Source organism: Bacillus sp. FSL K6-1106 (assembly GCF_038005245.1).
Classification (GTDB): Bacteria; Bacillota; Bacilli; order Bacillales; family Bacillaceae; genus Bacillus; species Bacillus altitudinis.
In genome coordinates this window covers 714,278-738,973 of record NZ_JBBOSV010000001.1, presented here as the reverse complement: position 1 = coordinate 738,973, position 24,696 = coordinate 714,278, and the positions used below count along the sequence as shown (strand labels likewise).

Sequence of the window (24,696 nt, the reverse complement as noted above, 5' to 3'; positions counted from 1 at the left end):
AATTGGTTTTATTATAACACCCAATTAGAACAAATGTATAGAAAAACGAAAAAGTTCATGAAATTTATCTCCGATCCATGATCTATTGGTTTATTTTTTGAATATTCATGTTATAATGACAAATTAAATAAGGTTAAAGAGAAAGGATCTTGTACATGAAACCGTTGCTCAAAGAAAACACGCTAATTCAAGTGAAAGACATCTTAAAAGCCCATCAAAATTTGAAGGATGTAGTGATTCATACACCACTTCAAAAAAATGAGCGACTTTCTGAACGATATGAATGTAATGTCTACTTAAAAAGAGAGGACCTGCAAGTTGTTCGTTCTTTTAAATTAAGAGGCGCTTTTAATAAAATGAGCCAGTTGCCAAAAGAAAAACTAGAAAACGGCATTGTTTGTGCCAGTGCAGGAAATCACGCACAAGGCGTTGCCTATTCTTGCAAATATTTAGGTATCCACGGGAAAATCTTTATGCCTGCTACCACACCAAGGCAAAAAGTATCTCAAGTGGAGCTTTTCGGAAAAGAATATGTTGACATTATCTTAACCGGAGATACCTTTGATGATTCGTATCATGAAGCAGTCAAATGCGGAGATAAGGAAAAGCGGGAATTTATCCATCCATTTGATGATTTAGATGTCATGGCAGGACAAGGAACAACTGCTGTAGAAATATTAAATGATATCGAAGTGGAGCCTCACTTTTTATTTGCAAGTGTTGGGGGCGGAGGTTTGTTATCTGGCGTTGGCACGTATATGAAAAATATCGCACCAGAAACAGAAATTATTGCAGTCGAGCCGCTTGGTGCCGCCTCACTCCATGCTTCCCACGAGAAAGGGGAGGTTGTCACACTTGATTCAATAGATAAGTTTGTAGATGGAGCAGCGGTTCAGCGGATTGGCGAAAAGACGTTTACGTCGCTTCAGTCTGTTGTCGATAAGATTAGTCTTGTACCAGAAGGAAAAGTATGTACAACCATTTTAGAGCTGTATAATCAATGCGCAATTGTAGCTGAGCCAGCAGGTGCGTTACCGATCGCGGCTTTAGATGCACATCGTGAGGAGATTAAAGGGAAAAATGTCGTTTGTATTGTTAGCGGAGGCAATAATGACATTGGCCGAATGCAAGAAATCAAGGAACGCTCCATGATTTATGAAGGACTCCAGCATTATTTCATCGTTAATTTTCCGCAAAGAGCAGGTGCTCTCAGGGAATTTTTAGATGAAGTGTTAGGGCCAAATGATGATATCTCACGCTTTGAATATACGAAAAAGAATAACCGAAGCAAAGGACCTGCGCTTGTTGGGATCGAATTGAAAGAAAGAGATGACTATGCAGCGCTGATTGACCGAATGAATAAAAAAGGCTTCCACTATGTTGAAGTGAATAAAGATCAAGATTTATTCCACCTATTTATTTAGGCTTAACAGATAATTGGAAAAGAGGATTGATCGTTTGTGCTGCTCAAAACAATATGTTTTAGACGGATGGATGGAGCTCAGATCAAGGTAACAGAAGTCCCTGTTTTAAAGGGAGATGAATCCTATGGTTTCATGCTCACCTTTAGACTTGAAGCTTTCTTGAAAAAAGTCTATGTATCTAAAGGAAAGAGGCATGTGTACTCTTTCAGGGAGGATGTGAAACGTAACGTCAAGTGGAGCACATATGAACAGATCTACCAAGAGCCTACACTAAAACACAATGCGTAAATTGGAATCTTTGCCAAAGAGAGTGAGCGGCCATTTTCAAATGGCGGCTACTCATCTTGGCAAGGATTTTTTACATGAAAAGAAGAAAATGTGACAATTTCAAAAACGTTCTGACAGTTGTTTTCAAGTATGCACGAAATAAGGTAATATCATATGTAAAGACTAAGACAGCAAGGATGAGACGATAGTGAAACAAATTAAAATTGTAACAGATTCAACTGTGGACCTTCCGCAAGAAAAAATCAATGATCTTTCCATTCATGTCATTCCGCTCAATATCTCCATTTCTGGGGTTGATTATATTGACCGAGTGAACATACAACCAGATGAATTTATTGAAAAAATGGAGGCCGCTGAGGAACTGCCGAAAACGTCTCAACCTGCGATCGGTCAATTCGTCGAATTATATGAAAAACTGACGGCAGATGGAAGCGAAGTCATTAGTATCCATTTAACTGGTGGGATGAGTGGTACGGTTCAAACTGCTGAAAGCGCTTCTAAAATGGTAGACGGAAATATCACTGTCATCGATTCGAATTTTATTTCCTATGGTTTAGGGTTTCAAGTCACCAAAGCAGCAGAGCTTGCAAAAAAAGGGGCAAGCCGTGATGACATCCTCAAAGAAATGGACAAAATTCGTCTTAAAACAAAGCTATTTGTCACAATCGATACATTAGAAAATCTCGTGAAAGGTGGACGAATTGGAAGAGGAAAGGCGCTGATCGGTTCACTTCTTCATATTAAACCAATTGCCAGCTTAACAGACGGCATATACACACCAGAAGCGAATGTGAGAAGTTACTCCGCTCTTGTCCGCTATTTGACAAAACAGTATGTACAGGCGGTGAAAGGGAAAACCGTTCAGGCAATTGGGATTGCACATGCAGACGCATTAGAACTTGCAGAAAAGCTTAAAGCAGCACTGCTTGATCACACACCTGATGCACTAGTTGACATCGCTTATACAACACCGATTATTTCCTGTCATACTGGTAAGGGCGCTATAGGCTTTACTTTTTATACCGATTGATTGAAAAGGGGATGTAATTGTCATGTATACAAAAAGGGGAGCCTTATTTGGTGCGCTTACGATTATAAGCGTGCTTCTTTTAGTCTCATGTTCAAATGGACAAATCAAGGATGCATTAAATTATCAAATCCAGCCGTTTGAGTATCAAAACCAGGATGGTCAAAAGGTGTCGCTCGACGATTTAAAGGGGAAAGTCTGGGTGGCAGATTTTATTTTCACAAGCTGTGAAACGATTTGCCCGCCGATGACCGCACATATGACAGAGCTACAAAAACGGTTAAAAGAAGAAAAATTGGATGCGCACATCATTTCATTTAGCGTCGACCCAGAGGTGGATTCACCGAAAAAGCTAAAGGAATTTGCAAAAGCATATCCATTATCCTTTAAAAATTGGGATTTTCTCACTGGTTACTCGCAGTCAGCGATTGAAAAATTTGCAATGAAAAGCTTTAAGACGATTGTGAAAAAACCTGAAGACGAAGACCAAGTGATACACCAATCTCTGTTTTTCCTCGTTGATCAAGAAGGAAAAGTGATGAAAAACTATGATGGTGTTCAAAATACGCCATATGATGAAATCATCAAGGACATCAAAACACTGAATCGAAGCTAGTATAAGGATGTTCAAATGAGCGAAAACATGATACACTTTTTTAATCAGAAAAAGGAGGGACATCATCGTTTGAAGGCTCGTTTGATTTTGATTGTGATGTCTCTAGCTTTTGTTCTTTCTGCATGTTCCGCGCAAGAGGCTGGCATAAAGGATAAACTAGAAGACACACAAAACGTAAAAGAACATATTACGATCGCAGCGGTTGGAGATTCCTTAACAGAAGGAATCGGAGATCAAAATAAAAAAGGGTATGCCGGCATCACCCGTGACAAGATAGAAGCGGTGGACGGTGTACAGTCTGTTACATTAAAAAACTATGCCATTAAAGGCAGTAGAACGGTAGATTTATTAAAAAGATTAAAAGAAAAAAAAGTGCAGGATGGACTGAAAGACGCTGATTATATTTTCTTTACGATCGGCGGAAATGACTTAATGCATGTCGTCCGTCAAAATGTGCTCAACTTGACATTTGCTCCTTTTCAAAAAGAGCAAGGTCCTTTTGAAGAGCGTTTTAAGACCATTCTTGCTCAATTAAGAGAGCATAATGACCATGCAAAGATCATGTATGTCAGTATGTACAATCCTTTTAAGTTCAGCTTGTCTGAGCTGAGAGATATTGATGAGGTCGTCAAAGACTGGAATGCTGCTGCCGAAAAAGAACTAAAAAAAGACGGCAATGCTGATATGATCGATGTAGCAGATTTATTTGAAGATGATAAAGATGAAAAATTACTGGCAGATGATGATTTCCACCCAAACCAAAAGGGGTACTCTCTTATGGCAAATCGTTTATTCTCAGAAGTGAAAAAAGAAGGACTGCCGAAGGAATAGGGTGAAAAGATGAAAAAATGGAAGAGTTTATTTTTTATTTTACTGTCAATTAATCTATTGATTGTTCTTGTATGCGGTATTTTTATGCTGCTGCCGAGCGATCAATCCGCTTCGAAAAAAGAAGTAAACAGCGAGTATGCTTTTAACATTTCTAGTTCAAAAGAGTCGCTCACCAGCTTTGTCAATGATTATTTGAAAAACCAAGGATCAAGCGATATGCCCGACTTTCATGTTGCGATTGACCAAGATGTGAAAGTAACAGGTGCAATCAAAGCTTTTTCTTCAACGATTAATGCAAATGTATCATTTACACCAACTGTTGAAGATAACGGGGATGTTCTGCTGAAAGTAGATGACTTTTCAATTGGACAATTAAGCATCCCAATCAGTTTTGTTTTAAGCTACATGGGTCAATTCTATGAACTGCCTGATTTCGTTCATGTGAAACCAGACCAAAAAACGGTGGAAGTGCGCCTTTCAGAAATGCCGCTGACGAATGATATGTATGTCAAAGCGAACAAAATTGATCTTGAGAATGATGAAATTGAATTCTCATATTATCATCCAAAGCAATAGAACGTGTAAGTCAGGAGTGAAACTATGAAGCGAGTCTATCAATATTTTAGTTTACTGTCGCTCTTATTTGCTGCATACTTTGGCATGACAGCTGCCTCTCATTTAAAAGCAGAAAATATCGACCAGTTTTACTTAAATATCGCCTATTGTGCATTATTTTTAGGTACCATGATTCTTGCTTTTGATTTTCAAAAACAAGAAAAAGCTGAAGATGTCTCGTAAATAGCCTTTTCCATTTGGAAAGGCTATTTGTCTTCTTTTCAGCGGAATAGAAAACCTTTGCATTCTAGGAAGGACGAGTACCGGCGCATAGTGAATGTGACATTCGTGAGCACCGGCACGCAGGACTGACACCGAATGCGAGGCTTTGTCTACACGCTGAGAGCCTTTTCCATTTGGAAAGGCTCTTTTTACATTTGGTGAGACAAGACGACTTTTGCCATTAGCTCTGGCTCTCCGTTTGCAAATCCATGAAGTAAAATAAGATAGGCCCGCTTTGTTTGCAGGTGAACTTTCGGAATATCAAGCAGTACACTTTGAGTACCGGCAGCTTTTAATTCAAAGTGATACTTATTCGGAGAGAAGTGGTGGGTTTGGGTGCCGTTCACATATCCGAGTTCCTTTGATAACATGCCTTGATCTCGTTCATATATATCAATGAAAGGGAGGTCTGGTGACAGCTGGATAAACGTGAGTGCTGATAGCTCTTCTTGCTTAATCAGCGAGTCTTGCTTTTCTGTGAGCAGCGCAAAGCCGGTACGAGCTCCTGTGATACATAGCGTGTAAGTCTCGTTTCCATTAATCATCATACGAGAAGAAAGAATTCTTTCTTTTGTAGCCAGCTTGAATACTTCTATCTCATAAACACCCTCATCCCATTCCATATAAGCAGACAGCTGACCGTATGGCAGCTTTTTTTGGATTGGCTGCTGATTTACAAATACAGCAAGCTCACTTAAATCCGGTGCAGCGTGAAATAATCGAATAACAGCTTTGGAAATGGTGTTTCTCGGATGGTATGGGGGAAAGGTAGCTAATGGACGATATAGAAATTGATTCATCTCGTAGAGCTGCTGCACGTCTTTATCCCTTCTTTCTCTGCAATGTGTTTTTTGTAGCGTATGCAAGAAAGGGACGATCTGTATAGGCAAAAGAAACATAGAAAAAAGCCTGACAAAAAGTGTCAGGCTCTCGTATTAAGAAGGAGATGAATATTGATGATATTCAGCCAACTTAATGAACGTTTTTTCATCCTCGATTAATCCGCAAACGCCGCACTGGACTTTGATTTTCGGTCCTTGATAGTCCATGTGAAAAGGAGAAAGCTGATCTCCTTCATATGTTTCGACAATAGCTCCAGTTGCTGGATCAAGTTTCACAGGTTCTGAATGCTGCTCGATGAGATTAAAACGCGTTCTGTTGGTTTTGCAGTTCGGACAAAGATATGGACTTGTCATGGTTCATTCCACCTTTTTATCCGTAGCATGTCCTCCACGCTAAAATCTATGCTTAATCCTTTTGACTTTTATCCAGCTTTTTAAATAATTTGATCATCGTTTTCAGTTCTTCATCATCAAATGATTCAAATCGTTCCATGAAGTATTCTGTTTTCTTTTTCTCAAAATGCTCAGTAATTTCCTTACCCTTATCGGTTAAGTGGATTTTGATGATGCGTCGATCCTCTTTTGAACGGATACGAGTGATCCAGCCTTTTTCTACAAGCGTGTCGGTTACAGCTGTAATATGGCTTGCTGATACACCGAGAATTGAGGCGAATTCCGTTACTTTTTTTGCGCCTTGTTCACGCAGCAGATTTAAAATGAGAAATTCATTCCGAGATAATTCGTTTTCAAGCAAGCTGTTAATTTCATAACGTATTTGCTTAAATACGGTTCTCAGTAAAGTATCCATTTCATACATCATTTGTTTTCTTTGTTCCAATCATTAAACCCCCATTATATTTTAAGATACGACAGAATGCTTTCATTTGTTTTTAGGTATACAAGTCGTATCATTTTCATTATTTTTTATCATGTTATAATATGATGATACCATTTTTTAAATGAAGGGGGCACTAATATGTCTGAAAAACAAGAATTAGCCACATTTGCTGGAGGCTGTTTCTGGTGTATGGTTAAACCTTTTGATGAACAGCCAGGCATTATCAAAGTTGAATCAGGGTATACTGGCGGACATACAGTGAATCCAACCTATGAAGAAGTATGTACAAATACGACAGGCCATAGAGAAGCCGTTCAAATTACCTTTGATCCAGACGTTTTTCCGTATGAGAAGCTATTAGAACTATATTGGCAGCAAATAGACCCAACAGATGATGGAGGACAATTTGGTGATAGAGGAGAGTCCTACCGTACAGGGATTTATGTCCACAATGAAAAACAAAGGCAACTTGCAGAAACATCAAAAGAGCAGCTGAGCCAAAGCGGAATTTTCCAAAAGCCAATCGTGACAGAAATTTTAGAAGCTGGTCCTTTTTATCCTGCTGAGGAATATCATCAGCATTATTATAAAAAGAACAAAATGCACTACGAACGATACCATGTCGGTTCGGGCAGAGCAGGTTTTATTCAATCTCATTGGAGTGATAAATAATGGCTAACGAAAAAGAGCAGCGCATCAAAGAATTAAACCGAATGCAGTACGAAGTGACGCAAAATAATGGCACTGAGCCGCCATTTCAAAATGAATTTTGGGATCATAAGGAAGAGGGCATTTATGTAGATATCATTTCAGGCAAGCCATTGTTTTCTTCTTTAGATAAATTTGATGCCCATTGCGGCTGGCCAAGTTTTACAAAGCCGATTGAAGATCAAGAGGTAGAAGAGAAAGTAGATACGAGCCATGGCATGGTGCGGACTGAAGTTCGCAGTAAGACGGCCGACTCTCACCTTGGTCATGTATTCCCTGACGGCCCAGGGCCAAACGGTCTAAGGTATTGTATTAATTCTGCCGCTTTAAAGTTTATCCCGAAGGATGATCTTGAAAAAGAAGGCTATGGTCATTTGAAACACATCTTTCAATAATTGATTTTAAAAATCGTCACATGGAAGTCAGCTGCTTCCGTGTGACGATTTTTTTATTTTTTATGGTGGGTATGATGTAATTGTTCAATGATGTGAAACAGCTTCTCTTTTGTAATGAGCGGTGCTTCGTTTGATGTGTAATGGGTCAAATGAACTTTTTGAAAATGAGGGTGAAGATGTGGTCTTGGTAAAATGGCATAAAATTGTTCATGTTCAAACAGTGCATCTGCCTCGTGAGGGAATGTGAGCTCCTCGTGAAGTTTTTCTCCAGGTCTTTTTCCGACAACGAGAATATCAGGAGAAGGAACATTGATCAGACCGGCATATTCATGAAATGCTTTCAATAGATCAGCCAGCTGTAATGACTCCATCTTGAGGATGAATGTTTCGCCGCCTTTCATCATGATAGCTGCTTCAAGCGTGAGAGATACAGCTTCTTCGATAGACATAAAAAAGCGTGTCATCTTAGGATCAGTTACAGTTAGAGGTTGTTCATTTAACAACTGTTGAAGCATGATGGGGATGACGGAACCCCTTGATCCAAGCACATTGCCAAACCGGACAGAGCAAAACCTCGTTTTCTGATTTGAAATACTTTCATTCGCTTGAAAAAACAATTTTTCTGAAATTAATTTTGTAGCTCCCATGGCATTTGTCGGAGAAACCGCTTTGTCGGTTGAAATGTTGACAACATGACTAACTTCATGTTCAAGTGCTGCTTCAATGACATGCTGTCCGCCGATGATGTTGGTTTGGACAGCTTCAAACGGATTATCTTCGCAGGTGGGTACTTGTTTGAGTGCAGCTGCATGGAAGATGATATCTACCCCTTTGGCAAGCTGCCTGACGCGGCTGGCATCCCTCACATCTCCAAGTGCAAATACAACCTCTGGATTTGCCGCATATTCATTTTTCATCATGTATTGTTTACTGTCATCTTTACTGAAGACAATGACCTTTTTAGGAGAGCAGGCTGTTAATTTTTTCACAATCTGCCGGCCAATCGAACCCGTACCGCCTGTGACCAAGATGATTTTGTCACGAAAAAAGGTCTTCAAACTCGTTTCTATTTGTTTGGACATATCTAATCCCCCAACTCTCATTTCTCTACTTTGCATCATATGTGAAAGAGTGGAAGACGTTTGAGGAAAAGAACCACTTCATGCATAAATTAGGTGAACCAATTATAACCATCTGCTTGACGACTTAATAGAATATGTAGAGATAGAAGATTAAGTAGAATAGCGAGGCACCTGAAGAACTTCAGTACGGTGATCAGTTCAGCTCTCAGAATTTATTCTCTGATACTGAGCTGCGCGAGGGGAGAAGATCATACATGTATAGGGGAAATCGTATTTTAGCTATGATACCAGCTTTTAGCAGCAAGCAGGAACATCATGCTGAACACATTCGCGTATTGGCGGAGCGGCCGCTGATCTATTGGACCATTCAGCCATTATTACAAATGATTGAATTAGATGAAGTCATCGTATCTTCAGAGGATGTGAATACTCAAATCATTTCATCTCACTACGGAGCAAATGTGATTGAACTGCCAAGCACACATGTGACGGAACAAACACCTTCTTTAGTAGCTGTGAAGCATGCACTTGCTTATTTAGAACGAGAGGGAAAGACGTTTGATATTGTTTTGTATTTGCATCCATCATCACCACTAAGGCAGACGGCAGATATTGAGAACTGCTTACAGCTTCTAGTAGAGGGTGGATATGATTGTGCGGCTTCTTTTACAGAGGCGTTAGAAAATCCAAATGAAACTTGGACACTTCATGACACCAATGAAGCCAGCCTGTATAAGGACAATCATTATTTTTTTGTACCAACTCAGGAGCACCCTTATACGTATGGACGTTTAAATGGAGCTGTCTATGCGTTTCATGTTCCATATGCAAAAGAATGCATTCATTCCTTTTTAGAAGGATCTGTTGGTGCATATATGATGGATCATGCGCAATCGCTTGTTGTGAAAAGTGAGGAAGATCGGAAAAAGGCAGAGAAGAATTTATTGGCTCGGCAAGATGCAGAAGGAACGGCATAAGATGATGGCAATTAGAAAAAGCGCCCGGTCATAGGGCGCTTTTGACTATTTCATAAAGTCTGTAAGGCAGCGTATCAAATGTGTTCCAGCGAACGACTTGCTCGTAATTGTTCTCTGCAACCGATTGTCTTTGTTGAGGGTTTGTTACATAGTGCTCGACCTGCTTAATCAAATCGTTTTCATGTGTGTAAAAAGCGAAGCTTGAAAATGCCTGTGACGGTTGTAGATCTGTCAACTGAAAGCCTCCGCTTGCAGCGATATCAAATGCTCTGTTGTTGAGGCTCATATTTTGAACATTGGCTTTGTTTTGATTATAGGCAAATTGCGCGGGCCTGTGCGGATTCAGAACAATGGCTGATGTTTGATAGATGTTTGCCATCTGCTCGGGACTCAGCCAGTGGGTCATCAGTGAGAGATCACGATATCGTCTGCGTGATTTATTCAACACGCGATGCCACTCTTTTCCTGCTACGAGAATGCGCCATTTGTTTTGATGTAAGAGTGTATTGATGGCTTTGATGCGGTTTGGATAAGGGTAGCCAATGAGTGCAATGTCATAGATGCACGACTCATGTGGTGATTTTTTTTTCTGAAATACGTGTGTATTGGTTGGAATGGGAAAGTAGTGCGTGTGATCAGCGCCCAGTTGTTTGTAAAATGACAAAGCACCTTCGTCAATCGTTAAGATCAGCTGTGCATCACTTACACATGCAGCTGACACATCTATATAAAAAGGGTCTTCTGTCATCCACAGTACAACGGGGATCTTTTCTTGTTTGAATTGATGAAGCAGTTCTGTTGGAATATGATCACCGATCATCATGAAAACAAAATCCGGAGAAAATGTCCGGATTTTGTGCATATGAGCGGGTAGAGTTTCCCTTTCCACCTTGACGCATGAAAAGGGGGAATCAATGAAGCTATCTTCTATCCATTGATCGAACATCCGATAGATTCCACCGTAGCCAGAGCTGATATAAAGAAGCTTCATGATGGCCCTCTCACATTAAGATGTGAACGTAACACTTTCTACTTTATCTACATCTAATAGAGTCGTTGCAGAGCCCGTAGGTGTCACAGAGCTTTCTTGTGTGACGAAAACAACACCTGTTGAAGCATCGAATGATACGAATTGAACGGGTCCGATTAAGTCACCTGAGTCCATGACAATGCTAATGACTGTTCCAGGTGCAAGTCTTGCGAAAATCCATCTTGCTGGTTGAGATACGTCGAGTGTTGTAGCAGAATCTGAAGGTGATGCTTCAGCAGCTACCTCACTAAATAAATCGTTCAATTTTTCTTCCACTTGAACTCCTCCTTCTTCGAGATTAACTGTTAACGCATGACTAAGCGGTTTGAAAAACAGCTTTAATAGCTCTTTTTTTAATTCGGCACGCTTTTCGCTCATGTTTTCCCCATCCTTTCTTCATCCATTCAAACACACCACTATGTATATGCCGTTCTCTTTTTTTGGTATAAGCAGAATGCTCATTCCTTGCTCTTTTTTTCATTTAATGACTTCACACATTTTTGAAAAATGTTTTCAAATGCTGATGCTAAATGAAGTGATCCTCATACTCTAGTAAAGATCAAACGAGAAGAAAGAGGGAATCTGAATGGAATTTGAACAACTATTAAATGGCTGGAACGAAGAATTACTAGAAACAGAAGGAATACTTGAAGTTGTGTTGATAATACTTCTTCTTCATCTTTTAGAGGAAAGTGAGGAAGGGAATGCGTCAGAGATTAAAGAATTGCTGCGCCCGTGGCTTGAGCTCGGCATTCCGCTGCCGCGTGTTCATTTAGTCAATGGAGATGTGCTGCAAAACGTGGTTGTCGTACAATTGTTTGACTCAGTAGCAGTCTTTAAAAATGCGACAAATCAGCTAAGAGTAAGTGTTCCTTATGTGAACATTGTCAGCTGGGGGGCTTTTTAATCTATTTAAAAAAGGATAATGGTCATGAAAGTATCAGTGATATTAACAAGCTACAACAAACCTGATTTCATTGAACGTGTGCTAAAGAGTGTGGTAGAACAAACGTATCAGCATTGGGAGCTTTTGATCATGGATGATGGCTCTGAACAAGAAACGATCCAAAAGATGCAGCCTTATTTAGTGGATAAGCGCATTCAATTGTATTCTCATCAAATTCATCCTGCAAACCGGCTGAAGACTGTACGTTATGCAACGCTAATTAATGAAGCATTAACACGTATAACAGGTGAGCTGGTTTGTTATGTAACTGATGATACAGTCTACAGAAAAGATCGTTTAGAGAAAATGGTCGAGGTTTTTCAATCGAAGCCTCACATAGATATCGTCTATTCCTCGCAGCGTGTCGTGCATGTGAATCAGCATTTGGTGGAAACGGCGAGCTTCGTTCGAGAAGCAGATCAAGTGTTGGAGCATGCATCCTTTCAAGTCGACCATTGCTCTGTTATGCATAGAAGCCGGCTGCTTTCGCTTATTCATGAAAAATACGGACAATACTGGGCCGACGAACCAAAACATTGGCATCATGCTGACTCTGTGTTTTGGATGAGACTGAATCATTTTGCTGCGTTCTTTCCATTAAAAGAAGTACTTGATACCACATATAAAACGCCACAATCATTCCATCATATGTTTGCGAGTATGCCCTACGATTTAATTGACGGAGCTGTGATTGACAGAGAAGGCGCTTATTATCAAATCGCTAGCGGATATCTTCATCGCATTGACAGGCGCTGGGTGAATGAAAAGAACAGGCGTGCGATTCGTGTTCCCTCGTTATGTGCGATGAAATATGAAATGAACGAGCCGCTGACAGTCCCAAATTATACAGTCGTCACCGCAGATAACGGCAGAACATTTTATTATATTGAACATCAGACAAAAAGACGGTTTGCTTCAAAACGTGATGTGCAATATTTTCAGTTTCATCAAAAGGAGATATACACGGTCACAAAACAGCAGCTGGAGACGTTTGAGGATGGCAAGATCATTCAAGTATCTCCTATATTCAGCCCGCCAAATAGACGGCTGTTTAAATGGAAACAAGATGTCTATTTATTTGTGCATGATACCTTTTGCCGAATTGTCCCTGAGGTAGTGAAAATATTTGCGTTTTACCATCAGCCAATCAAACTACAACCTTCTCAATTTGCATTTTTTCAAGAAGGAAAGCCAATTGTGCCGCTGTATATGGAGTCACTTCAGGAATTTGACTTGTCTCTTTATCAAACGTCAGGGCGAAAGCACTCCTCCTAAGAGGGGTGCTTTTTTTAGAATTGACGAAAAAAGCAGGAGATCGACAGGAAAAAGCGAAACGTGAAAAGGATAGGGGAACACGTTGAATATCATCAAGCCGCTGAAAATTGGGCAATACAGTGCCGGATTTTCGGCATAGAAAGTGAGGGGGAAATAGTGGGGAAGGTTGTCGAAAGAGCGGATTGGTTTGAATTAATTTTAGAAGCCATCGATGAAGCGATTCACGTTGTAGACGATCGAGGGGTCACCATCTTTTATAATCATAATGCAGCGAAGTTCGACTGTTTAGCGAAAGAAGAGGTGATTGGCAAGTACATACTGGATGTGTATCCTTCATTAACTGAAAAGACAAGTACACTCATGCATGTACTTAGAACAGGAAAACCCATTTATCATTCGTTGCAAACCTATTTGAATAAAAATGGAGAAAAAATTGAGACCGTCAACACCACACTGCCCATTATGGAAGGCAGCAAGTTAATTGGGGCGGTAGAAGTAGCGAAGGATGTGTCGAAGCTGTCGGCGCTTTCGAATCGTTTAGATCAAAAAAAACGAACGGATGGTGCCGCAGAGACCACTCAAATGCTCGATTTTTCTTCATTTTTAACAAATGATCCACACTTAAAAGAGATGCTGGAGAAAGCGAAAAAAGCTGCTGCATATCCTTCATCGGTTATGGTCTTCGGGGAAACTGGGACAGGAAAAGAGGTACTCGTACAAGCGATTGTTCATGCCTCTGATCGGAAAGATCAAGTCTTTATCCCGCAAAACTGCGCTGCTCTTCCAGAATCGCTGCTTGAAAGTCTTTTATTCGGGTCTGTCAAAGGAAGTTATACGGGCGCAATAGATCGCAAGGGGCTGTTTGAGTTAGCAGATGGCGGTACTCTTTTTCTTGATGAGCTGCAAGCGATGCCGCTTACGCTTCAAACAAAATTACTGCGTGTGTTAGAGGATGGTGTTGTCCGCCGGATAGGTGATGCAAAGGCGGTTCAAGTAAATGTCAGAGTGATTACTGCCCTCAATATCGACCCATTTGAAGCCGTTAAAAAACAAATGTTAAGAGAAGACTTATTTTATAGACTGCATGTGTCATCATTTCATATCCCACCGCTTCGCACAAGGAAGCATGATATCCAGCTGTTATCCCGCCACTTTATTCAAACGTATCATCAGCAATTTTCTAAAAACGTCAACCGCCTTTCTGAAGAAACCGTCCAAGTATTTATGGCCCATCAGTGGCCAGGGAATGTCAGAGAATTAAAACATACGATCGAGCATGCCGTCTTGATGATGCCAAAGGAAGCAGAAGAAATCACCCCAGCATATCTCCCTGCCCATTTGCGGACGCATCAGATAGAAAGTCATCCGCCAGAGTCCTCATTAAAAAGTCAAGTGACGTCATTTGAACAAACGCTGATTCAAGAAGCTTTAAGACAGCACGCAGGGAATATTAAGCAAACGGCAGCCGCTTTAAAAATTCCTCGACAAACATTGCAGTATAAACTAAAAAAATATACAGATGCCGAAAAGTAGGCACTTCAAACAGGTGAATGTGACGGAAAAGCTCCTTTTGTAAAGAATAGGGGCATTTTCCCATGTTGGCACATAACTTGCATAGTATAAAGTGAATGCTGATAGGGGGAATGGATATGAATCAAAAACTGTATCAACCTGCGCGACATTGGAAGGACATTGAACTTTGGAAGGACGTACCCGAGGAAAAGTGGAACGACTGGATTTGGCAGCTGACGCATACGGTCAAAACGCTTGAAGATTTAGAAAAAGTCGTGAACTTAACAGAAGAGGAAAAAGAAGGGGTGAAGATTTCCACGAAAACCATTCCACTCAACATAACACCCTACTATGCCTCACTGATGAATCCAGACGATCCAAGATGCCCAATTCGTATGCAGTCTGTACCGATTGCAGAAGAGCTTCATAAAACAAAATATGACCTCGAAGATCCTCTCCATGAAGATGAGGATTCACCTGTTCCAGGTTTAACGCACCGCTACCCAGATCGTGTGCTGTTTCTTGTCACAAATCAGTGCTCCATGTACTGCCGCTATTGTACGAGAAGGCGCTTTTCTGGTCAGATCGGGATGGGCGTGCCGAAAAAGCAATTAGATGCCGCCATTGGATATATTAGAGAAACCCCTGAAGTGCGGGATGTGTTAATTTCAGGCGGTGACGGGCTGTTAATTAATGATCAAGTGCTTGAATACATTTTGAAAAACTTACGAGACATTCCTCACGTTGAAATCATTCGAATTGGAACACGTGCGCCGGTCGTGTTTCCACAGCGAATTACAGATGAATTGTGTGAGATTTTAAAAAAATATCATCCTGTTTGGCTGAACACTCACTTTAATACAAGCATTGAAATCACAAAAGAAGCGAAAGAAGCGTGTGAGCGACTTGTCAATGCTGGCGTGCCTGTTGGTAATCAGGCGGTGATCCTAGCAGGAATTAACGACAGTGTTCCAATTATGAAGAAGCTGATGCATGATCTCGTCATGATTCGCGTCAGACCTTATTATATTTATCAATGTGATTTATCTGAGGGGATCGGCCACTTTAGAACACCGGTTTCAAAAGGCCTTGAAATCATTGAAGGTTTAAGAGGACATACGAGTGGTTATGCTGTGCCAAGCTTTGTTGTAGATGCACCAGGTGGAGGAGGTAAGATCACCTTACAGCCAAATTATTTATTATCTCAAAGCCCAGAGAAAGTGGTCCTGCGTAACTTTGAAGGTGTGATCACTTCTTATCCGGAGCCAGAACATTACGTCGCCGGCCAAGCGGATGCGTATTTTAATGAAATCTATGAAGAAAAGAAAGAACCCGCCATTGGCATAACAGCTCTATTTGAGGATGAAGCAAGATCCTTTACGCCTGAAAATTTAAGCCGAATGAAACGAAGAGAGTCTTATGAAACGAATCCTGAACATGATACGCTCAAAAACAAACGCGAAAAACGAGATGAATTAAAAGAGAAGAAATATCAAGCCCAGCTCAAAAAAGAACAAACCGTAAAGGAGGAGAAATAACGTTGCTGACATGTGATTGGTGTGAGGAGAAGAAAGCGAACGCAGGACAGACCACAGTCTATTGGGAACTCATCACGGGCATACAATCGATTGAAATTTTGGAAACGCCTTCGATTTCTTGCACGCATTGCGGGATGACGTATCAGAAGGATGAGACAGTAAAAGAGATAGAAGATCAATTAATTTTAGTCGATCAAACAAAACTTCCAGAAAAAATCTCATATGAAGAATTAATGAGCATGGAGCGGTTATTAAAGCGTAATTACTTTGATTTTTCTTCATAAGTTGTACCTCCGCCTATACAAGTCATCAAATTCCTGTATAATATAACAACAAAATAGAGTGTCGCGGAGGGAAAAACAGGTGAAGTCGTTTTACCATTATTTAATGAAGTACAGACATCCAAAACCGAAGGATGAAATCAGTCATTTTGCAAATGCTGCTTATGAAGATCACAGCTTTCCTAAAGCATCCACTGATTATCATGAGCTATGTGCCTATTTAGAGTTAAATGGGGACTATTTAAGCTCCATGACGACATTTGATGAGGCTTTTGAGCAATACGAAGTAGAAGTCAAAAAAAAATAACACACACAACCGCTTGTTCCGTATGGAAGAAGCGGTTTTTTCATGAAGAAATAAAATGGCGTTTTGCATGGTGTGGTTGCCCATGCAGAATTCCTTGCGCCGGCATACGATACGTTAAGACCAAAAGTCGGGCAAGGGGGAGACAGAATGAAGGCGAAAGCACCAAAATATAAAGTAGGGGATATTGTCGTCGTTGTCATGTACGGCACAGTTGGAACGATAACAAAAGTCCATCAAATTGACCAACATTATCTATATGAGGTCAATCATAATGAGGTGCTTTATTTTGAAACATCACTTCAGCTTTACGATGAGTACGACGGGGTGATTGTAGATACAGAAAAGCTGGACATTGAATATGAGTTCCTCATTGGCGATGTTGTATATGTAAAGGATTACGGGAAAGAGCTATTTAAAATCATTGGTCATCGGACTGAGATATGGCGCTACCTTGAAGATGGCTGGGAAGATGTCATTTATGAACTGACAAGGTTAAAAGACGGAGAATGGCTGGAAACAGAAGAAGAAGACTTGACGCTTGTCCTAAGGAAATATGAGATGGATCAGTTTGTTCATCAGCTTCTTTTTGTGCATTACGTTGGAGAAACCTCAAAAGAAATAGAGGAAGATATGGTGCAAACCGCTCTATTACAGTTAGAAGAGAAACAAGAAAGCGAAGCATCACTAGAATTTCTAGCTGTATCTATAGTGGATGAGCTTCTTGATATTTACAATGATTATAAAATTCTCTATGAATTTTTCAAAGACCCAGAATATAAGGATATGATGGACTTTATTTTGGAAAGTTTAAACGAACATTTTGGTTAAAAGAAGACTTGTCCTAACACGAATAAAAAGTAAGGAACACAGAAAAAAGCAATCACATAAAACCATCCCCTCAAGATACGGCCCATCACCTGATCAAAAGTATGTCCATCTAAAATGCTTAACCATTTCATTGCCTCATGCCCCTTTTCTTTTCGTTTACTGCATTTATATGTATGGAATGAGCCATTATGACAAACTGTAATAAAAATAAGGCAGCGTTCATACATCATAAAAAAGGAGGCGGAAAGCAATGAAAGAAGCAGATTTGGTGATTGATACAGAGGAAATTGCAGAATTCTTCTACACGGAGCTGGTCAAAAGAGGGTACATACCATCTGAGCTGGAAACGTTTGAGCTTGCCGATATTACATTTGAATATATGCTGAGGAAAGCAATGATAGTTGAAGAAGAGGCGCGGTAGGCACTATACTTTGAAGAGATTCTGAGTAGAAAGGGAGGGGAATTGTTTCGCGTGTATGTCATCATTTTTTTTCTTTTGTTTGGCGCCATCGCAGCGCTTATGGTGTCTGGCATGTTCCAGGAGTTGGACAACCAGATCATCTTATCGTTTGAAAACATCAGACTTCCTTTTTTAAATGATGTCATGCTGACTTTGACTGACTTTGGTATCAGTGCGCTGCTTGTCCCAATCATGCTCATCTTTAGCGTGGTGCTGTTTATGTATAAACGCTACCACTCTATTATGCTGCTTTTTCTACTATATATAGCAGAAAAAACGGTCAATCATGAACTGAAAGGACTGTTTGCTAGAGAGCGTCCAGCCTTCGATCATCTAGTGAATGAGACCTATTATAGCTTTCCGAGCGGTCATTCTATGAATGCGGCAACGATCTATCCATTTATCGCCTATCTATTAATTGAAATGATTCCATGGCTGAAAAAGAGACAAAAAGCAGTCTACATGGTGACAGGGTGTTGTGTGCTGATGATCGGCATCAGCAGGATGTATATCGGTGTTCATTATGTCACTGATGTAGCAGGGGGCTTTGCGATAGGACTAGCTTTATTTCTCATATGTAAAAAGATTGACGAAAAATTGTCCGTCATTCGACAAAAATAGAAGAAGGAAATTCATAGATCCCAGCCAATTTTATATAAAAGGGGAGGGATTTGAATGCAATTGACGTTGAGATTTTTTCAAAAGAAACCTTCAGCTTATCACTTAACCATTTATCAAACACCTGAATATGGTGCAGAAAGCGGGCATCAACCTGTATACCGGACAAAGATTGGCGGCAGGACACACCTTGATGTACTAGAAAAAGCATTCTCGACATTTAATGTACAAGATACAGTCCCTAATGATTACAATGCACGGTTTATCACAACAGGAGATATCGTTGTGATTGATGACCAGAAAAAAGGGAAGTGCTACTACCAGCTCTTTCCGGCAGGATGGAAACGCAGTGAACGCCTAATGACGATGAGTTAAATATAAACGACGATGCCAGCTTTACTTTCAGCTGGTATTTTCTTTTTTGATCTCAATCGTTTATAATAAATGGGACTAAACACATGTTAAACGTAAGTGGAGGCTAAAAAATGAGTGTACATATTGGAGCAGAAAAAGGACAAATTGCAGAAACGGTATTGCTGCCAGGCGATCCGCTTCGTGCGAAATATATTGCAGATACATATTTAGAAGATGTTGTGTGCTATAACGAAGTGCGCGGCATGTATGGTTATACTGGAACATATAAAGGAAAACGCATTTCTGTACAAGGTACTGGAATGGGCGTACCGTCTATTTCGATCTATGTGAATGAGCTGATCCAAAGCTATGATGTTCAAAACTTAATCCGTGTTGGTTCTTGCGGAGCGATCAAAAAAGATGTCAATGTACGTGACGTCATTTTAGCTCAAACATCATCAACAGATTCTCAAATGAACCGTGTGGCATTTGGACCGATTGATTACGCACCATGTGCTGATTTTGGTTTACTGAAAAAAGCCTACGACACAGCAGAAGCGAAAAATGTAGCTGTGCGTGTTGGGAATGTATTTACAGCAGACCAATTTTATAATGAAAAACCACTTGAGCTGATGGACCAATATGGAATTCTAGCGATCGAAATGGAGACAACGGCTCTTTATACGCTTGCTGCAAAATTTGGCAGAAAAGCGTTGTCGATTCTGACAGTGAGTGATCATGTGCTAACAGGAGAAGAAACAACTGCTGAAGAGCGTCAAACGACATTTGACGAAATGATCTTAATTGCACTAGATTCTGTTTTATAATAGTATAAAGGGTGTGCTACGATGTAGCGCATCTTTATTTTTTTAGTAGAGCAAAAGGAAGGTATGTCATGAAGAAAAGCTATAAAATACTCTCAATCGCATCGATTCTTGGTTTGACGGCCGCATTATCAGGCTGCCAGTTGCTGGATCAGAAAAGCGGTACCACTGAATCTAACAAAACAAACGAACAAAAGAACGCAGCAAGTTCATCACCCCAGCAAAACTCAAACGATACGGCAGATTCATCTAATCAAGAGCTGACGTTAAAGAGTGAATATTTCAATGACATCAAGGTAGTGAGCGGACTGAAGACCATTCAAAACCCTGAAAATGTGCTTGCTTTAGTGAACAAAGAATATGCACTGCCAGGAACCTATAAACCTTCTGATCTCGTTGTACCAAAAGTGGAATTCTCTTTTTCAGAGGATATTGAAAAACGATATATTCGAAAAGAAGCAGCGGAGGCACTTGCGAAGTTATTCAAAGGTGCTAAAAAGGAAAACTTTGAGCTTGCTGCAGTATCGGGCTATCGTTCCTATGACCGTCAAAAAGTCATTTTTGATAGTGAAGTGAAACTAAAAGGGAAAGAAAAAGCCCAAGAAGCCGTAGCCTTACCAGGCGAAAGTGAACATCAAACAGGTCTAGCTATGGATATTTCCTCAAAAAGTGCCGGCTTTGAAATCTCTGAAAAATTTGGTGAAACACCTGATGGTAAATGGGTAGCCAAAAATGCTTACAAATATGGCTTTATCATCCGTTATCCAAAAGGGAAAGAAGACATCACGAAATATGAATATGAGCCGTGGCACCTGCGCTATGTAGGGAAAGAAGCTGCAAAAGCGATGCATGATCATGATTTAACATTCGAAGAATACATGAACAAAGTGAAGAAAATATAAACAAATAAAAGGCCTCCCGAAGCTGGGAGGCCTTCTTTTATACGCCGTTTTAAAAAAAGAACAAACCTGCTAAAGCGAAGCCGGTAATAAAACCGAGACCGATGCCATAAGCTGCACCCCAGCCATAATAACCTCCGTAATATCCATAACCAAAGCCCCCGCGGGACCCGCCGACTGGACGAATATAAACTTTGCGGTTTGTCACCCGCTCAATACGTCCAACATGTACTCTGCCATTTCGATCAGTAATTCTAGCTACTTTCCCCATATGCTGCTGACAAAGTTTGTAGTAGCGCTCCATGTTTTTCCTCCTTATGACAAACTCTTTTCACTCTTATCCTATGCGAAAGACTTCATAGAGTTTGGACAAAACATATAGGAGATTCGCTCATTTTATACTGTACATTCAAATACAAGGTGACTCAGATGTTCTCGGTGTGTTTGAATCAGGTCATAGTGTGTCTGTAATGTATCATAAAGAGAAGGTGGTATTTCATCTGATAATTCCATTTCGGTCGGCTCCTCCTGCACCATGTGCTCATCGAATGAGAGAATCTGAATGTCACGGAATCCTGCGGACGCTAACTGTTTTTTCCATTCAGAAAATGAAAAGAGGGAGTGAAACCCATAAAACTCCCGAATGGCTGCCTGTTCTTTTGAGGGAAGCGGCACTTTTAACACAGCCTCATTTGCGATCAATTGTTGTCCAGGAGCAAGCACCCGTTTTATCTCAGCAAGCGCAGCAGGTAAATGGGTGAAACTTAAAACAGATTCACTGATCAGTAGAGAGAACGAGTCATCTGCAAATGGTAGGTGTTCGATCGATGCTTGCTGTGCACGGAAAGGTAGTTGTTCCCGCTCGAATCGCAGATTGGCTTTTTCAATCATCAAAGAATGTGTATCAATCGCCTCTACTTCATAACCTAAATGTCCTAAATAGGCGGCTGTTTGTCCTGTGCCGCATCCAACATCCAGTATACGATCGTCAGACGTCAAGTTAAGATGCTCAATCATCGTTTTTGTTAGCTCAATTCCACCAGGATGGGCACCTGATACCCCAAAATAAGCAAGCATTTCTACATAGTCACTCATGGAATCCCTTCTTTCTTTATCATGTTTCTCTCTAAAGATTATGCATTGCAGGGCGAAATGGCTTATCTTTTCAAATAGAAGTTTGATCCTTTGGTTGACGGATGAAGAATCGTCCTTGATAATAATGAAAGGAGATAAAGGTGGTGTTTTTTTGAAAAAACAATTCAAGTTCGTGATAGCCATTCTGGTGACAGCAGCGCTTTCCTCAGTGATTACATTTGTGATCACAAAACAAGGTGCTGTCAGCGTTTCAGGAGATGAGAAGTTTAGTAAACTCATGGCTGCATATACGAAGGTAAAAAACGAGTATTACGAAAAAACGGATGATCAAAAACTAGTAGACGGTGCGATTCAAGGCATGATTGCATCACTTGATGATCCATACTCTACATATATGGATCAGGAGGAAGCCGAAGGGTTTAACAACACCATTTCATCTTCATTTGAAGGAATTGGTGCACAAGTAGAAGAGAAGGATGGACAAATTTTAATTGTCGCACCGATTAAAGGCTCTCCTGCTGAAAAAGCTGGTTTGAAACCTCATGATCGTATTTTAAAAGTGGATAGTAAAAGTACAAAAGGTATGTCAGTGAATAAAGCCGTTTCTCTTATCAGAGGGAAAAAAGGAACGGATGTCAAACTGCATTTGAACCGACAAGGTGTTGGAAATGTGGATGTCACGATCACAAGAGATACGATTCCACTTGAAACGGTGTATGCAAAACTAACAAAAGATAAAATAGGCGAAATCCAAATCACTTCTTTTGCTGAAACCACGTCTAAAGAGTTAGATAAAGCGATTGATGATCTCGAGAAAAAAGGGGCAAAAGGTTTTGTCATTGATCTGAGAGATAATCCAGGCGGCATTATGACAGAAGCAATTGAAATGAGCAATGACTTTATCGATAAAGGAAAAGTCATTATGCAGGTTGAGGAAAAAGGAAAGAAACAAGTGTACAAAGCGGAAAAAGAACGCAAAGTTCATCAGCCGACAGTTGTTCTTGTAAACGGCGGTTCAGCGAGTGCTGCTGAAATCATGGCGGCAGCTCTGCACCAATCCTCCAGCATTCAACTTGTTGGAGAAAAGACATTTGGTAAAGGGACTGTTCAGAATGCGCAAAGCTACAATGATGGTTCTAGTGTGAAATTAACCATTGCCAAGTGGCTGACACCAGACGGGTCTTGGATTCACAAAAAAGGAATTGAGCCACAGGTGAAAGCATCTCTGCCGAGTTATGCGAAGCTGCCATACTTAAGTCCGAAAAAGACGTATCAACTGAATGATGATGGAGATGAAGTCAAAGCGGCTCAAAAAATGTTCCAAGCGCTTGGCTACAAAGCAAAAGCCAATGGAGAATATGATCAAGCATTCCAGTCGGTCGTGAAAAGGTTCCAATCAGATCACGATCTGAAGGCTGATGGTATTCTGACAGAGGACACAACGACGGTACTGATGACAAACATCCAAGATAAGCTCAAGAAAAATGATACGCAAATGAAAAAAGCCATTGAAGTGTTGAAAAAAGAAATGAAATAAAAAACAGTCTCATAAGAGGACTGGTTTCGAACTGTAGATTAACCCCACCTTTACTTTAAGTAAAGTGGGGTTTTTATATTTTTTGAAGTATTTTACGTTGGATATGGTTCTTTCCTTGTCCAATTTCATGGCTTTTTAAGATTCATGGCAGTGGAAGTAAGCATTGCATGCACTGAAACCTTTTTGGGATAAGGTAAGAATTTCTTCTTTTTTTGCGCCATCTAACACTTGCTAAGTGCGAATATTTGTCCGAAAAAAGCTGTGACAAATAATTTATCTTGACAAAATAATTCAATTATGATATAATTTAATTTTATATTTTTTTGTTCTAAAATGAAGGGGTGTGTTTGTATGAAGAAAGATGAATCAAGTGTGACTTCGTTAATATCGGCTTTTGCCAGATCCTATCATAGTCAATTTGATACCCCTAAAATCTTTAATGATTATTTAGCTAAAGAATTCATTTCGGAAAAAGAATTCACTGATATCAAAGAAAATATGGTCCAAGGCATACACTTCTTCAACAAAGATATCGCACAAAAATTCGAGGGAAATACAGAAGAAATATTAAAATGGATTACACAAGTCCAACTTTCTCCAATCACCTTGTCACGAGCTGCGTATTGCGAAAAAGTATTACTTCTTGAGGTAGCGTTAGGATTAAGACAATACGTCATACTTGGTGCTGGATTAGATACTTTTAGTTTCCGACATCCAGAATTGGAAAATAGCTTAGAAATATTCGAAATTGATCATCCCGCTACACAGGAATTTAAAAAGCAAAGGTTGGACGAGGCTAAATTAAAAATCCCAAGTAATCTTCATTTTATTTCTATGGACTTCACCAAAAATTTATCCTATCAAAACCTAAAAGATAAAGGATTTGATAACAAAAAGACGTTTTTTAGTCTTTTAGGTGTTTCTTACTATTTAACTAAAGAGGAAGTTACAAGCTTAATAGATTATCTATTCACCAGTGTTCCATCAGGAAGTTCAATCGTTTTTGATTATGCAGACGAAAAACTATTCGAAGAAAAAGGAATCTCTAATAGAGTTGAGAATATGGTGAAAATGGCTTCAATAGGCGGAGAACCGATGAAATCATGTTTTTCGTACTTTGAAATCGAAAAGATGTTAGAAAAATCAAATCTACTTATTTATGAACATTTATCTCCTGAAAAAGTTAATGAACTGTATTTTAACAATAGAGAAGATTACCTATCAGCTTTTGAGACCATTCATTACATTCATGCTATAAAAAAATAAAACACAACGAACATGGTGTTATACCAAAAATTTGTAGACTTTGTCTACAAGATAAAAGCAG

At 40.0% G+C, this 24,696-nt stretch carries 33 protein-coding genes; 24 read left to right on the top strand and 9 right to left on the bottom strand.

The features are described from left to right. The first annotated feature begins 155 nt into the window (after positions 1-155). The 7 genes from ilvA (at position 156) to ypmT (ending at position 4,984) form a co-directional block, all read left to right on the top strand. Positions 156-1,424 carry a threonine ammonia-lyase IlvA gene (gene ilvA, locus MHI20_RS03725; RefSeq protein WP_008346398.1) on the top strand — a complete coding sequence of 423 codons (1,269 nt, stop codon included), beginning with the start codon at positions 156-158 and terminating at the stop codon, positions 1,422-1,424. Positions 1,425-1,460: 36 nt separating this feature from the next. Then, entirely contained in the window at positions 1,461-1,712 is a 252-nt protein-coding gene (locus MHI20_RS03720; RefSeq protein WP_008346400.1) for a YpmP family protein, read from the top strand. 187 nt (positions 1,713-1,899) lie between these two features. Next, positions 1,900-2,742: a DegV family protein gene (locus tag MHI20_RS03715; protein ID WP_017359697.1), complete on the top strand. Its 843-nt coding sequence runs from the start codon at positions 1,900-1,902 to the stop codon at positions 2,740-2,742. Between the two features lie 22 nt (positions 2,743-2,764). Further along, on the top strand, positions 2,765-3,355 hold the full coding sequence (locus MHI20_RS03710; RefSeq protein ID WP_007500791.1) for a cytochrome c oxidase assembly protein: 591 nt from the start codon (positions 2,765-2,767) through the stop codon (positions 3,353-3,355). Positions 3,356-3,424: 69 nt separating this feature from the next. Continuing rightward, positions 3,425-4,186 carry an SGNH/GDSL hydrolase family protein gene (locus MHI20_RS03705; RefSeq protein WP_017359696.1) on the top strand — a complete coding sequence of 254 codons (762 nt, stop codon included), beginning with the start codon at positions 3,425-3,427 and terminating at the stop codon, positions 4,184-4,186. 9 nt (positions 4,187-4,195) lie between these two features. Then, positions 4,196-4,762: a YpmS family protein gene (locus tag MHI20_RS03700; protein WP_007500787.1), complete on the top strand. Its 567-nt coding sequence runs from the start codon at positions 4,196-4,198 to the stop codon at positions 4,760-4,762. Positions 4,763-4,786: 24 nt separating this feature from the next. Continuing rightward, entirely contained in the window at positions 4,787-4,984 is a 198-nt protein-coding gene (gene ypmT, locus MHI20_RS03695) for a protein YpmT (RefSeq protein WP_008346409.1), read from the top strand. 188 nt (positions 4,985-5,172) lie between these two features. Here ypmT and MHI20_RS03690 read toward each other — a convergent pair whose 3' ends face one another. From MHI20_RS03690 to MHI20_RS03680, 3 genes are all read right to left on the bottom strand, one after another. Next, positions 5,173-5,841 carry a DUF4397 domain-containing protein gene (locus MHI20_RS03690; RefSeq protein WP_024718557.1) on the bottom strand — a complete coding sequence of 223 codons (669 nt, stop codon included), beginning with the start codon at positions 5,839-5,841 and terminating at the stop codon, positions 5,173-5,175. A gap of 117 nt (positions 5,842-5,958) precedes the next feature. Beyond that, the gene (locus MHI20_RS03685) at positions 5,959-6,219 is read right to left on the bottom strand and encodes a hypothetical protein (RefSeq protein ID WP_024718558.1); all 261 of its coding nucleotides are present in this window, start codon (positions 6,217-6,219) and stop codon (positions 5,959-5,961) included. 52 nt (positions 6,220-6,271) lie between these two features. Further along, entirely contained in the window at positions 6,272-6,703 is a 432-nt protein-coding gene (locus MHI20_RS03680; RefSeq protein WP_007500780.1) for a MarR family transcriptional regulator, read from the bottom strand. A gap of 138 nt (positions 6,704-6,841) precedes the next feature. Between MHI20_RS03680 and msrA the strand changes: the two genes are divergently transcribed. Both msrA and msrB read left to right on the top strand, forming a co-directional pair. Continuing rightward, positions 6,842-7,375, top strand: coding sequence for a peptide-methionine (S)-S-oxide reductase MsrA (gene msrA / locus MHI20_RS03675; protein WP_017367464.1), 534 nt, complete (start codon positions 6,842-6,844; stop codon positions 7,373-7,375). Beyond that, positions 7,375-7,806: a peptide-methionine (R)-S-oxide reductase MsrB gene (msrB, locus tag MHI20_RS03670; RefSeq protein WP_007500777.1), complete on the top strand. Its 432-nt coding sequence runs from the start codon at positions 7,375-7,377 to the stop codon at positions 7,804-7,806. Before msrA ends, msrB begins: the two co-directional genes overlap by 1 nt. Before the next feature lie 53 nt (positions 7,807-7,859). Here the strand turns inward: msrB and MHI20_RS03665 are convergent, their stop codons facing one another. Then, positions 7,860-8,888, bottom strand: a complete 1,029-nt coding sequence (locus tag MHI20_RS03665) for an SDR family NAD(P)-dependent oxidoreductase (protein ID WP_072368232.1) — start codon at positions 8,886-8,888, stop codon at positions 7,860-7,862. Positions 8,889-9,142: 254 nt separating this feature from the next. Between MHI20_RS03665 and MHI20_RS03660 the strand changes: the two genes are divergently transcribed. Then, positions 9,143-9,865 (top strand): acylneuraminate cytidylyltransferase family protein, encoded by a 723-nt coding sequence (locus MHI20_RS03660; RefSeq protein WP_138278649.1) that lies wholly within the window; start codon positions 9,143-9,145, stop codon positions 9,863-9,865. A 28-nt stretch (positions 9,866-9,893) separates the two neighbouring features. Here MHI20_RS03660 and MHI20_RS03655 read toward each other — a convergent pair whose 3' ends face one another. Both MHI20_RS03655 and MHI20_RS03650 read right to left on the bottom strand, forming a co-directional pair. Then, complete coding sequence (locus MHI20_RS03655; protein ID WP_234925056.1) at positions 9,894-10,688, bottom strand: CgeB family protein; 795 nt, start codon at positions 10,686-10,688, stop codon at positions 9,894-9,896. A gap of 183 nt (positions 10,689-10,871) precedes the next feature. Then, positions 10,872-11,273, bottom strand: a complete 402-nt coding sequence (locus MHI20_RS03650) for a hypothetical protein (RefSeq protein WP_007500770.1) — start codon at positions 11,271-11,273, stop codon at positions 10,872-10,874. 208 nt (positions 11,274-11,481) lie between these two features. On the opposite strand from MHI20_RS03650, the gene cgeC reads away from it, so the two are divergent. From cgeC to MHI20_RS03615, 7 genes are all read left to right on the top strand, one after another. After that, positions 11,482-11,802, top strand: coding sequence for a spore maturation protein CgeC (gene cgeC / locus MHI20_RS03645; RefSeq protein WP_050827307.1), 321 nt, complete (start codon positions 11,482-11,484; stop codon positions 11,800-11,802). Positions 11,803-11,820: 18 nt separating this feature from the next. Beyond that, a complete protein-coding gene (locus MHI20_RS03640) occupies positions 11,821-13,116 on the top strand; it encodes a glycosyltransferase family 2 protein (RefSeq protein ID WP_340936776.1) in 1,296 nt (431 codons plus the stop codon). Positions 13,117-13,272: 156 nt separating this feature from the next. Beyond that, entirely contained in the window at positions 13,273-14,649 is a 1,377-nt protein-coding gene (locus MHI20_RS03635; RefSeq protein WP_340936774.1) for a sigma-54 interaction domain-containing protein, read from the top strand. 116 nt (positions 14,650-14,765) lie between these two features. After that, the gene (gene ablA, locus MHI20_RS03630) at positions 14,766-16,166 is read left to right on the top strand and encodes a lysine 2,3-aminomutase (RefSeq protein WP_008346434.1); all 1,401 of its coding nucleotides are present in this window, start codon (positions 14,766-14,768) and stop codon (positions 16,164-16,166) included. Between the two features lie 2 nt (positions 16,167-16,168). Next, positions 16,169-16,450 (top strand): YokU family protein, encoded by a 282-nt coding sequence (locus tag MHI20_RS03625; protein ID WP_340936773.1) that lies wholly within the window; start codon positions 16,169-16,171, stop codon positions 16,448-16,450. A 79-nt stretch (positions 16,451-16,529) separates the two neighbouring features. Beyond that, positions 16,530-16,754, top strand: coding sequence for a YozE family protein (locus tag MHI20_RS03620; RefSeq protein ID WP_003215834.1), 225 nt, complete (start codon positions 16,530-16,532; stop codon positions 16,752-16,754). 147 nt (positions 16,755-16,901) lie between these two features. Then, entirely contained in the window at positions 16,902-17,582 is a 681-nt protein-coding gene (locus tag MHI20_RS03615; RefSeq protein WP_008346441.1) for a hypothetical protein, read from the top strand. On the opposite strand, the gene MHI20_RS03610 is transcribed toward MHI20_RS03615, so the two are convergent. After that, the gene (locus MHI20_RS03610) at positions 17,579-17,713 is read right to left on the bottom strand and encodes a hypothetical protein (RefSeq protein ID WP_017359686.1); all 135 of its coding nucleotides are present in this window, start codon (positions 17,711-17,713) and stop codon (positions 17,579-17,581) included. The genes MHI20_RS03615 and MHI20_RS03610 overlap by 4 nt on opposite strands. Positions 17,714-17,832: 119 nt before the next feature. On the opposite strand from MHI20_RS03610, the gene MHI20_RS03605 reads away from it, so the two are divergent. The 5 genes from MHI20_RS03605 to MHI20_RS03585 all read left to right on the top strand — a co-directional run bounded on the left by MHI20_RS03605 (position 17,833) and on the right by MHI20_RS03585 (position 20,740). Then, positions 17,833-18,003, top strand: a complete 171-nt coding sequence (locus MHI20_RS03605; protein WP_008346445.1) for a YozD family protein — start codon at positions 17,833-17,835, stop codon at positions 18,001-18,003. 51 nt (positions 18,004-18,054) lie between these two features. Next, the gene (locus MHI20_RS03600) at positions 18,055-18,663 is read left to right on the top strand and encodes a phosphatase PAP2 family protein (RefSeq protein ID WP_159159730.1); all 609 of its coding nucleotides are present in this window, start codon (positions 18,055-18,057) and stop codon (positions 18,661-18,663) included. Positions 18,664-18,717: 54 nt separating this feature from the next. Beyond that, positions 18,718-19,035 (top strand): YodL domain-containing protein, encoded by a 318-nt coding sequence (locus tag MHI20_RS03595; protein ID WP_007500756.1) that lies wholly within the window; start codon positions 18,718-18,720, stop codon positions 19,033-19,035. A 110-nt stretch (positions 19,036-19,145) separates the two neighbouring features. After that, positions 19,146-19,841 (top strand): purine-nucleoside phosphorylase, encoded by a 696-nt coding sequence (gene deoD / locus MHI20_RS03590; protein ID WP_007500754.1) that lies wholly within the window; start codon positions 19,146-19,148, stop codon positions 19,839-19,841. Between the two features lie 68 nt (positions 19,842-19,909). Then, complete coding sequence (locus tag MHI20_RS03585) at positions 19,910-20,740, top strand: M15 family metallopeptidase (RefSeq protein ID WP_017367458.1); 831 nt, start codon at positions 19,910-19,912, stop codon at positions 20,738-20,740. Positions 20,741-20,789: 49 nt separating this feature from the next. On the opposite strand, the gene MHI20_RS03580 is transcribed toward MHI20_RS03585, so the two are convergent. Further along, positions 20,790-21,041: a hypothetical protein gene (locus MHI20_RS03580; RefSeq protein WP_047946638.1), complete on the bottom strand. Its 252-nt coding sequence runs from the start codon at positions 21,039-21,041 to the stop codon at positions 20,790-20,792. Positions 21,042-21,133: 92 nt separating this feature from the next. Further along, entirely contained in the window at positions 21,134-21,832 is a 699-nt protein-coding gene (locus MHI20_RS03575) for a class I SAM-dependent methyltransferase (RefSeq protein ID WP_340936771.1), read from the bottom strand. Positions 21,833-21,983: 151 nt separating this feature from the next. Between MHI20_RS03575 and MHI20_RS03570 the strand changes: the two genes are divergently transcribed. Continuing rightward, positions 21,984-23,369 carry a S41 family peptidase gene (locus tag MHI20_RS03570; RefSeq protein ID WP_340936770.1) on the top strand — a complete coding sequence of 462 codons (1,386 nt, stop codon included), beginning with the start codon at positions 21,984-21,986 and terminating at the stop codon, positions 23,367-23,369. A 351-nt stretch (positions 23,370-23,720) separates the two neighbouring features. After that, positions 23,721-24,635: a class I SAM-dependent methyltransferase gene (locus MHI20_RS03565; protein ID WP_327855395.1), complete on the top strand. Its 915-nt coding sequence runs from the start codon at positions 23,721-23,723 to the stop codon at positions 24,633-24,635. Positions 24,636-24,696 lie beyond the last annotated feature (61 nt).

Coding starts and splice junctions, on each gene's coding strand:
- cgeC (WP_050827307.1), top strand. CDS start 11,482: ATGGAATTTGAACAACTATTAAATGGCTGGAACGAAGAATTACTAGAA.
- MHI20_RS03650 (WP_007500770.1), bottom strand. CDS start 11,273: ATGAGCGAAAAGCGTGCCGAATTAAAAAAAGAGCTATTAAAGCTGTTT.
- MHI20_RS03615 (WP_008346441.1), top strand. CDS start 16,902: ATGAAGGCGAAAGCACCAAAATATAAAGTAGGGGATATTGTCGTCGTT.
- msrA (WP_017367464.1), top strand. CDS start 6,842: ATGTCTGAAAAACAAGAATTAGCCACATTTGCTGGAGGCTGTTTCTGG.
- MHI20_RS03710 (WP_007500791.1), top strand. CDS start 2,765: ATGTATACAAAAAGGGGAGCCTTATTTGGTGCGCTTACGATTATAAGC.
- MHI20_RS03660 (WP_138278649.1), top strand. CDS start 9,143: ATGTATAGGGGAAATCGTATTTTAGCTATGATACCAGCTTTTAGCAGC.
- MHI20_RS03575 (WP_340936771.1), bottom strand. CDS start 21,832: ATGAGTGACTATGTAGAAATGCTTGCTTATTTTGGGGTATCAGGTGCC.
- MHI20_RS03685 (WP_024718558.1), bottom strand. CDS start 6,219: ATGACAAGTCCATATCTTTGTCCGAACTGCAAAACCAACAGAACGCGT.
- MHI20_RS03580 (WP_047946638.1), bottom strand. CDS start 21,041: ATGGAGCGCTACTACAAACTTTGTCAGCAGCATATGGGGAAAGTAGCT.
- MHI20_RS03565 (WP_327855395.1), top strand. CDS start 23,721: ATGAAGAAAGATGAATCAAGTGTGACTTCGTTAATATCGGCTTTTGCC.
- ablA (WP_008346434.1), top strand. CDS start 14,766: ATGAATCAAAAACTGTATCAACCTGCGCGACATTGGAAGGACATTGAA.
- ypmT (WP_008346409.1), top strand. CDS start 4,787: ATGAAGCGAGTCTATCAATATTTTAGTTTACTGTCGCTCTTATTTGCT.
- MHI20_RS03655 (WP_234925056.1), bottom strand. CDS start 10,688: ATGATGATCGGTGATCATATTCCAACAGAACTGCTTCATCAATTCAAA.
- msrB (WP_007500777.1), top strand. CDS start 7,375: ATGGCTAACGAAAAAGAGCAGCGCATCAAAGAATTAAACCGAATGCAG.
- ilvA (WP_008346398.1), top strand. CDS start 156: ATGAAACCGTTGCTCAAAGAAAACACGCTAATTCAAGTGAAAGACATC.
- MHI20_RS03640 (WP_340936776.1), top strand. CDS start 11,821: ATGGTCATGAAAGTATCAGTGATATTAACAAGCTACAACAAACCTGAT.
- deoD (WP_007500754.1), top strand. CDS start 19,146: ATGAGTGTACATATTGGAGCAGAAAAAGGACAAATTGCAGAAACGGTA.
- MHI20_RS03595 (WP_007500756.1), top strand. CDS start 18,718: ATGCAATTGACGTTGAGATTTTTTCAAAAGAAACCTTCAGCTTATCAC.
- MHI20_RS03700 (WP_007500787.1), top strand. CDS start 4,196: ATGAAAAAATGGAAGAGTTTATTTTTTATTTTACTGTCAATTAATCTA.
- MHI20_RS03610 (WP_017359686.1), bottom strand. CDS start 17,713: ATGAAATGGTTAAGCATTTTAGATGGACATACTTTTGATCAGGTGATG.
- MHI20_RS03665 (WP_072368232.1), bottom strand. CDS start 8,888: ATGTCCAAACAAATAGAAACGAGTTTGAAGACCTTTTTTCGTGACAAA.
- MHI20_RS03605 (WP_008346445.1), top strand. CDS start 17,833: ATGAAAGAAGCAGATTTGGTGATTGATACAGAGGAAATTGCAGAATTC.
- MHI20_RS03585 (WP_017367458.1), top strand. CDS start 19,910: ATGAAGAAAAGCTATAAAATACTCTCAATCGCATCGATTCTTGGTTTG.